The sequence below is a fragment of the Spirosoma litoris genome (genome assembly GCF_054776755.1).
Genome location: NZ_BAAHBI010000010.1, coordinates 553,752 through 562,373, shown reverse-complemented (window position 1 = coordinate 562,373; position 8,622 = coordinate 553,752). Strand labels below are relative to the sequence as shown.

Genomic DNA, 8,622 nt, shown 5'->3' with positions numbered 1-8,622 from the left:
AGCGAGTCCATCACGTGCTGCATTAGTCTGGTAAATTAACTTATCGGGGCGATAACTTGTCAGTTGAATCGAGCTGCCTGTATGATCCAGTTTGCCAGGCAAATTACCTAATTCGGCAGCAAATCGTTTATCGACCACAGCCGAATCGCGGGGATTCAGCGTCTTCATGGCCGCCATTTCCTCATCGGCATTAGCCACCTGTACTATGTTTCCAACAAACCAGGCAGCCCCTAGTACCTCTGGATTCGGAATAACAACGGGACCAGCCTGTTGCTGCGGATTGGCAGGGTCTGGCTGTCCGGGCTGAATAACGTACTTGGCATTCAGCATATTCAGAATATTCAGCGTATTCGATTGGAACGCATGGCTAATCAGCTCGTTATAGCGCCGTAATCGGGTCGTATTATAACCGCCAATTGATCGGTGGAAATACGACGTCCGGTTGGTTTCCATAAACGACCCCGTTTGGTCGAACACCCGATAATCCAGCGATTTATCCTGTAAAATCTGCTGATCGGCAGCGGTTGGCTCAAACAGAACACTGGCAACTGTTTTGGAAACAAAATCGGCACTGTTCAGGAAGCGTTTGTCAACCGAAAACAAATCAAAAACAACGATTGCCAACACCAGCGGATAGAAGATAGCGGTTTTTATTTTGTCGGTGATAAACAACCATACTGCCCCAGCAGCAAGTAGAATCAGGATAATAGACCGAATAGCATCGGCCCTCAGCAAACTCTGCCGATCGCTGATAAGTGCGCTCTGGAATTCCTTACCTCCTTCTCCGAAAATGCTGGATAAAATACGGCCATCGTTTGGTGACTGAAATGAGAAGAATGCTCCACCCATTACCGCCAGTACTAAGGCAACACCCGCCGTTAGCCCCAGGCTAATCAATAAAGGCTGCTTTAGCTGAGCAAAGGTTAATTTCTGATTTACAATTGTTTGAAGACCCAAAGCCGCCCCTGCTGCAATAAACAGTTGTGCCAGACAGAAGGCCATCGTCATGGCTCTGAACTTATTCAGGTAAGGCAGATAATCGAACAGAAACTCATTGAAAAACAGCAGATTTTTACCCCAGGCGAGCATAATCATCAGCACCGTAGCACTCAACAGCCACCAGCGCATCGAACCTCGAATTACAAATAGGCCCAGAATAAACAAAAATAGCAATGCTGCACCTGCATAGGCAGGACCACCTACAATTGGCTGATCGCCCCAGTAGGTTGGCGCTCCTAGTTCGGCCATTTGCTTAGCAGCCGAAGGGTCAATACCACGGTTTACCATGGCCTTATAAAATTCAGAATCCGTTGACAAGCCTCCTCCCGATGAAGCGCCACCAGCGGCATTCGGAATAAGCAGCGTCAAGGTTTCGCCCTTACCGTAGCTATATGTAAAGGCATAATCCTTATCTAAACCACCCTTCGATTCACTACTAGGTGCCTTTCCATCAGGATTGGTTGTTTTAGCCGTCAGTTCCGACTTACCCCGAATTGTTTCTTTGGTGTACTGATTGAGAACCAGTAGCCGTTTACCGAAGCTTCCGGCCCCCAGGCCAACGGCCACTGCCAGCGTTAGCAACCCAAGTGTGAGCTGGCGACCTTTACCTGCCCGTATCAGGCTAACTCCTTCAATGAGTACATACAGGCCAATCGTCATAAACAAGTAATAGGTAATCTGTATGTGATTGGCTCCCAGCTCCATACACATAAAGAATCCCATCAGGGCAGCACCAATCCAATAGCGACCCCGGAGCGCCAGAATGACTCCAGCCAGCATACCAGCTCCATACGCCAGCGCGAAAAGTTTAGAAACGTGCCCTGCTTCGAGGCTGACTATACTAAATGTACCGAACCCATAGGCAGCGGCTCCAAGGGCCGAGAGCCACGGATTACAGCCAAGTACGACTAGTAGAATATACATACTCAGCATCACCATAAAGATGATACTGGCCGTATTGGGCAATATATTAACTACGCCCATCACGGCTTTATAAACCAGAATATATGGGTAATTAAAATCAATCATGTAGCCTGGCATCCCGCTAAAAACGGCATCGGTCCATAGCGGCTTTTGTCCGGTTTGCTGGGCTATTTCGCGGATTTCGCGAGCCGATGCCGAAGCTTCCTGCACATCGTGCATTGACAGGATTTTACCGGACAAAACCGGCGAGAAATAAATGATAGCTAGTACGAGTAGCCCCAGTACGGCAATCAAGTGAGGAAGCAGACTAGTCCGCCGGTGCGGTTGGAAAAGGGTTGGTTGGTTCATAAAAGCAACTTATACATAGCCCAAAGATACGGCTTTGTACCAAAACGGATAGGATACCTACGGATTGTTGGCTAGCAAAAAACTTCCTCAATTGGATTAAAATGGATCATAACTACATTAAATCACCTACCGCTTAATCAATTTTGTATTTTACGTAGTTCCCCTTCCTATGGCATGATTTTCTGTAGTTGCAGGTTTCGCTGGCAGAGCCAAAAGTCACATAAATAAATAATAATCAATAAGTTAACAAAACAATATACCAATATTATTTAATTTAATAGACTTATTTCCACCATGAACGAGTCGGTGCAAAAGATAGTGGGGTATAGTTTTTTTTTACTACAAATAGTAACCGGCGATTTAGGGGATAGTCTAAAAATTCAAAATCTAACCCATAAGTACTTAAAAAATTAATAAAATGAACGCCAAACACCACTTACTTGTCGTGGATGAAAATCCATACGTGGTTGATATACTTGTACAAACGCTTAGTAAAGATTTTAAAATTACAGTGGCTAGTACAGGACAAGAAGCAGCCCGTTTGTTGATCCAGGGTAATCGGTTTGATTGTGTACTTACGGAACTCGATCTGGCTTTTTTTAGTGGGCTTGAATTAACCAAGCTTATCCGAATGAGCCGATTGGCTTCTCAGACCCCTGTGGTCATTCTTTCTAATGCATCAGACAGTGCAACTCGAATAGAGTGTTTGGAGCAAGGTGTCGATGCTTTTCTGTCGAAACCTTTTAATCCACTTGAAGTCAAAGCTAAACTACATGCTTTGCTACGACGCGCCGAATCTCCTATCGAAGAGCCGCAACGGCGATTGGTTTCGGTGACGGAGCAATCGGAGAACAAGCCTTTTTGGCTTCAGAAATCTCGTATTTTCTCGATGTTGTTTGGCAGCCACCTTCTTCCCCAAAGTGCGTAATTTCTGAATTGGTTGAGATAATACCTTAACGAGTATTATCCAAAACTATTCTAACTGGATCTATCAATTTGTTTAAAGCACTCGCTAACTGAATCTGAGAGAATACATCTACAGATCTGGGATTATTGTAAGAAAAATTCAGATTTAATCACTACTTCTTAAGAATTTCTTAGGCTGACGCCAGACGTATATCCGCACGATAGTAGTATACCATGCACCGATAATGCCAGCGCGGATTAGAACTTATTAAAATTCCCCCAACCGAATATCGAATGCCTTCATTTTGTGTCTTATTGGTAATGGAAGACGATCTAATCGCCAACCGGCTTGCTACCATTGCTGGCGCAACCTGTTCAATCGTGCGATTCAGATCCGGGGATGATGCTGAAAAGTGGCTAACCGATAGTCAGAAAGTAGACCTGATTATCGCGGATAAACGTTGTGGCCAAGCGATGGTCACGATGGTCCGAAACAAAGCCGACTATCGCTTAGTACCCTTCCTGATCACCTGTCGCTTCGGGGAAACTCACTTAATAAAATCAACGCTTGCTGCAGGCGTAACCGATATATTGGTCATCAACGAGGAAAACTATAAAATTCAGGCAAAACTTGACTACTATCTGGGGCTACACAATCAGGTACAATCTTTCCGTGATGACTCCCCCAGCCCAGTTGTCCAGCACTTTAAACTACCGCTCTGGAAACGCACTATTGACCTGAGCGTTTCGCTGATCATACTCATTCTCCTTTCGCCAGTCATGCTATTAGTTTCGCTACTGATACTTCTGGACTCAAAAGGGCCTGTTATTTATAAATCAAAACGTGCTGGTGCTAATTTCCATGTGTTCGATATGTACAAATTTCGGACGATGACTGTATCAGCCGATCAACAGCTCAATCAGTTATCGTCTCAAAATATTTACGCCCAAACCAAGCCCAATGGCGAAGCCGTAAATGGTGTCATGAAGTTGTGCAGCAGTTGTCGTGAACAAGGAATTGCCTGTCAGAGCCTCCTTGTCGATCACAACAGATCAATCTGTGAGAAATTATACCTGGAAGAGTCAGAAGGTTCAGCCAAGTTCATGAAGTTCCGTAATGACCCGCGTGTTACCCGGTTTGGCACGTTCCTTCGTAACAGTAGCATTGATGAACTTCCTCAACTAATCAATATTCTGATCGGCGACATGTCGTTAGTAGGAAATCGCCCATTACCGCTCTATGAAGCCGAAAAATTGACTTCTGATGAGTTTGCCAAACGGTTCGCTGGTCCAGCTGGCTTAACAGGTTTGTGGCAGGTTAAAAAACGGGCGAAAGGACAAGGTACAATGTCTGATCGGGAACGAACACTGCTCGACATTGAATACACAACCAATTTCTCGTTCAAGACGGATCTCGAGATTATCTGGAAAACCTTTTTCAGCTTATGGCAAAAAGAGAACGTATAGACGATAGCAGACAACCCAGCGATCAGTCGGCGCTCATATCGATCATTACGATCAACTACAACCAGGCTGAAATAACCCGCCAGTTTCTGGAGTCGGCCAAGAGCCTTACGTATCCGAACTACGAAATTATTGTGGTCGATAATGCCTCTGTCCAACCGTTAACGACTTACATCGATTCAACTTTATACCCCCACCTTCGAGTGATTCGGAGTGAAGAGAATCTAGGGTTTACGGGTGGCAACAATCTAGGCATACAAGAAGCAAAGGGTGACTTTTTCTTTATTGTTAACAACGATACCGAACTATCACCATCGTTACTCGACGAATTACTAAAGCCCTTCGGTGAAAATAAACAGATTGGGGTTACCTGCCCTAAGATACGATTCTTCGATGCGCCCCAGCTTGTTCAGTATGCGGGCTATAATCCAATGAATCGGTACACAGGTACGGCAACAGCTATTGGCTTTAATCAGACAGATAATGGCCAGTTCGATGAGCCTCATTCTACCTACTTCGCCCACGGTTGCGCTATGATGGTAAGCCGGAACGTAGTTGAAAAAGTTGGGCGGTTTGCCGAACGTTTTTTTCTATACTACGAAGAACTCGATTGGTCGCAACGGATTCGAGATGCTGGTTTTATCATTTATTATCAGCCTACAGCCTCTATTCTGCATAAAGAATCGGCATCAGTTGGGCAGAATAGCCCTCTCCGAACGTACTACCTGACCCGCAATCGCATTCTGTTTATGCGCCGGCACTCCTCGTCATTTCAGCGCCTTGTCTTTTACCTGTTTTTCGGGGTCTGTGTGCTCCCTAAACACGTTGTCTCCTACGCTGTATCTGGCAAGTTAACGCACGCCAAAGCCTTTCTCAGAGGTACCCTCTGGAATCTGACTTCAACAAGTTTATCACCAGTATAACGCTACGCGCAAACTCAAAAAAATACAAATTGTAAGCTAATAGTCTAGTGACCCCACTTTCCTGATAGAGTCTAATTACTCAGACAAGCTCTTCATCTAAGTACCAGACTTAAAGCTAACTAGCCAAGTAATGAATCCCCTGTTTAACGATACGCTCTCCCCTGCAGATCAATGGCGCAACAACCGTTGGATGCTTACGCTGCTGGGCGTGTTATGTGCTTTAATCGCTGGCTGGCTCATTGGTTCATGGGGTACTATAGGCGTTCTGATGTCGGTTGGGGTACCGGTAGCCATCATTCTCTTAGTGGGTATATTGCTAGAGCCAAGACTTGGCTTGTTCATTTATCTTAATCTGAGTTTTCTAATTGGGTTTACCCGCTTTCTGAGTACCGATATAGCCGTGGGTACAGGACTCGACGGGGTACTGGTACTGACGTTGCTGAGTACATTCCTGAATGGGAAACGAATGGAATGGAAAAGGCTCCGTCGTCCAGCCTTCTGGGTATTAATTGTGTGGCTTTCATTCACTATTCTGGAGTATTTTAATCCCGAGCACCCCCACCCTTCTTCCTGGTTTTACCACGCTCGTTCTTTTTCGTTAAGCTGGTTCCTGCTTGCCATTATTGTATCTGTCAACCCGATTACCAAAGGAGATATAAAGGTACTTTTTATACTATGGCTCGTTTGGTCATTCTTTGCAGCCTTGTGGGGTTTTAAGCAGCAGTACATTGGTCTGGAACCCGCGGAACTCCGGTGGCTGGCCGAAGGTGCTGAGAAACAGCATATTTTGTGGGGCCAACTGCGCAGCTTTTCGTTCTATTCCGACGCCGGTCAATTTGGCTCTGAAATGGCTGGTGTAACCCTGCTCTGCCTTATTTTATTTTTTGAGACGGATTCCTGGTCGTACCGTATTCTCTATGTATTCCTGGCTGTTATTCTTTTCTGGGGATTTGCCGTTTCGGGTACACGGGGCGCTTTATTCGTGATTCTAGCTGGTTTTCCAGCCTACTTTGGTCTGAAGCGAAACCCGGTTCACATTTTGCGAGGACTTATGGTAGCTGGCCCCGTACTCGCCATTCTCTTGTTCACCCACATTGGTGACTCTGTTTATCAAATCTGGCGGATTCGTTCAGCGCTGCACCCTACCGAAGATGCCTCCTTCTTGGTGCGCCTTGAGAACCAGCAAAAGCTAAGAAACTTCCTGAAAGACAAACCATTTGGCGCGGGAATTGGAACCTCATCGGGCGCCGGGCAACGCTTTTCACCCAATTATTTTGCCGCGCAAATACCAACTGACAGCTGGTATGTTCAAATCTGGATCGAAACCGGCGTTGTTGGGCTAACCCTTTATTTATTGATGCTGGCCAGTTTTATCCTTATCGGCACCATTAAAATCTGGCAACTAAAAGACCCCTGGGTAACGACGATGATGATTGCGTTGCTGGCCGAATTCACCGGCATATGCGTTGTGAGTTACACCAACCCAATTCTGGGCCAGTTTCCAACCAGTTCCCTTTTATTTATCAATTCATTTCTGTTTACCACCTGCGATAGGTGGGATACCCATAAGCAAGCATGAGAATCGGAATCGAAGCACAACGTCTCCTACGACCTCACAAGCACGGTATGGACATCGTAGCGCTCGAAACGATTCGAGCGCTGGCTACCTGTTCGGAGCATGAGTTCGTCGTTTTTGTAAAACCGGATGAAGATCGCGACGGATTACCTAGTTCGTCCAATATGCAAATCGTAGAGTTACCTGGGGGGCCTTATCCTGTATGGGAACAATATGCGTTGCCCAAAGCAGTCAAACAACACGGTATTGACTTATTACATTGCACAGCCAACACGGCACCTCTGAATTGCTCAGTACCTATTGTGCTTACCCTACACGATATTATTTTCCTGGAAAATCAGCCTATGCTGGCGGGTAGCTGGTATCAACGATTTGGAAATCAGTATCGACGCTGGAATGTTCCCCGAATTGTGACGGAATGTGAGCGGATCATTACGGTATCTCATTTTGAACGGCAACGGATCGTCGATCATCTACATCTATCGCCAGAACGTGTTGTAGCCATTTGGAACGCTGTTAGCGACCAGTTTAAGGTCATCAAGGATATGGAGCAAATTGAGGCCGTTCGGTCAAAATATGAATTACCCAAAGAGTTTATATTTTTCCTGGGAAATACCGATCCCAAAAAGAATGTCAAAGGCGTACTAAAAGCGTTATTAGGGCTAAAAAGACAAGGTAAACTGACGTTACCTGTCGTTATTTCGAACTTGCCTACCGATACGCTCACCGATCTTCTTGGCGAAATTGACGGGCAAGACCTGGCCAACAATATTATTTTGTGCGGCTACATTCCCAACTATATTTTGCCACTGGTTTATAACGCAGCCACCATTTTCCTATGTCCATCATTACGGGAAAGTTTCGGGCTGCCGATTTTAGAAGCTATGGCTTGCGGAACACCCGTCTTAACGTCGTCTACTTCATCAATGCCAGAAGTAGCCGGTGATGCCGCCTTGTTGGTAAACCCAACGTCAACCGAAGAAATGATGGCTGGCATTGATCGGCTTATCACACAACCCAGCCTGCGAGCCGAATTACGAACGAAAGGTTTACAACGGGCGGCCCTATTCTCCTGGAAAGCAACAGCCAATCAATTATTGACTGTTTACGCTGATTCCATGAATCAATAAGTCATCGATTCACAACGTGAGCTATCCAACTACAATTTATATTTTGTGTGCCCCCGATGAGGTCATATGTTTATAGCAAATAGGTTTTTCTATCAACATATATGACCTCATTGGGGTCAGATCAAATGATTTAATCTAAATCTTTGGGATTACTTAAACAGGAATGTCTACTGGGTTTTCCGAATTCTCGTTCTACTGTCAATAAGACCAAAAACTAAGTAGAATTACACGTATTTCCGCATCAGATAAACCCTTATTTTTACTCTCTCAATTCTATAGCTAATCAATAGCCACATACCACGTTCGTTAATCGCCACCGATCTAGTTGTCTTTAATGCTCTCATTTATCCGA

General features: G+C 45.3%; 6 protein-coding genes. 5 read left to right on the top strand and 1 reads right to left on the bottom strand.

Translation table 11 applies throughout. The features are described 5' to 3' along the window. Nucleotides 1-2,271 (bottom strand): hypothetical protein (locus ACYVGR_RS08785; protein ID WP_460955595.1); only part of this gene is annotated, 2,271 nt, incomplete at its 3' end. A gap of 418 nt (nucleotides 2,272-2,689) precedes the next feature. On the opposite strand from ACYVGR_RS08785, the gene ACYVGR_RS08780 reads away from it, so the two are divergent. From ACYVGR_RS08780 to ACYVGR_RS08760, 5 genes are all read left to right on the top strand, one after another. Next, nucleotides 2,690-3,199, top strand: coding sequence for a response regulator transcription factor (locus tag ACYVGR_RS08780; protein ID WP_460955593.1), 510 nt, complete (start codon nucleotides 2,690-2,692; stop codon nucleotides 3,197-3,199). A gap of 272 nt (nucleotides 3,200-3,471) precedes the next feature. Then, nucleotides 3,472-4,644 carry a sugar transferase gene (locus ACYVGR_RS08775; protein WP_460955591.1) on the top strand — a complete coding sequence of 391 codons (1,173 nt, stop codon included), beginning with the start codon at nucleotides 3,472-3,474 and terminating at the stop codon, nucleotides 4,642-4,644. Further along, complete coding sequence (locus tag ACYVGR_RS08770) at nucleotides 4,623-5,564, top strand: glycosyltransferase family 2 protein (protein WP_460955589.1); 942 nt, start codon at nucleotides 4,623-4,625, stop codon at nucleotides 5,562-5,564. The genes ACYVGR_RS08775 and ACYVGR_RS08770 overlap by 22 nt, the downstream gene beginning before the upstream one ends. Before the next feature lie 130 nt (nucleotides 5,565-5,694). Beyond that, nucleotides 5,695-7,143: an O-antigen ligase family protein gene (locus ACYVGR_RS08765; protein WP_460955587.1), complete on the top strand. Its 1,449-nt coding sequence runs from the start codon at nucleotides 5,695-5,697 to the stop codon at nucleotides 7,141-7,143. After that, on the top strand, nucleotides 7,140-8,270 hold the full coding sequence (locus tag ACYVGR_RS08760) for a glycosyltransferase family 4 protein (protein WP_460955585.1): 1,131 nt from the start codon (nucleotides 7,140-7,142) through the stop codon (nucleotides 8,268-8,270). Before ACYVGR_RS08765 ends, ACYVGR_RS08760 begins: the two co-directional genes overlap by 4 nt. Nucleotides 8,271-8,622: the final 352 nt, after the last annotated feature.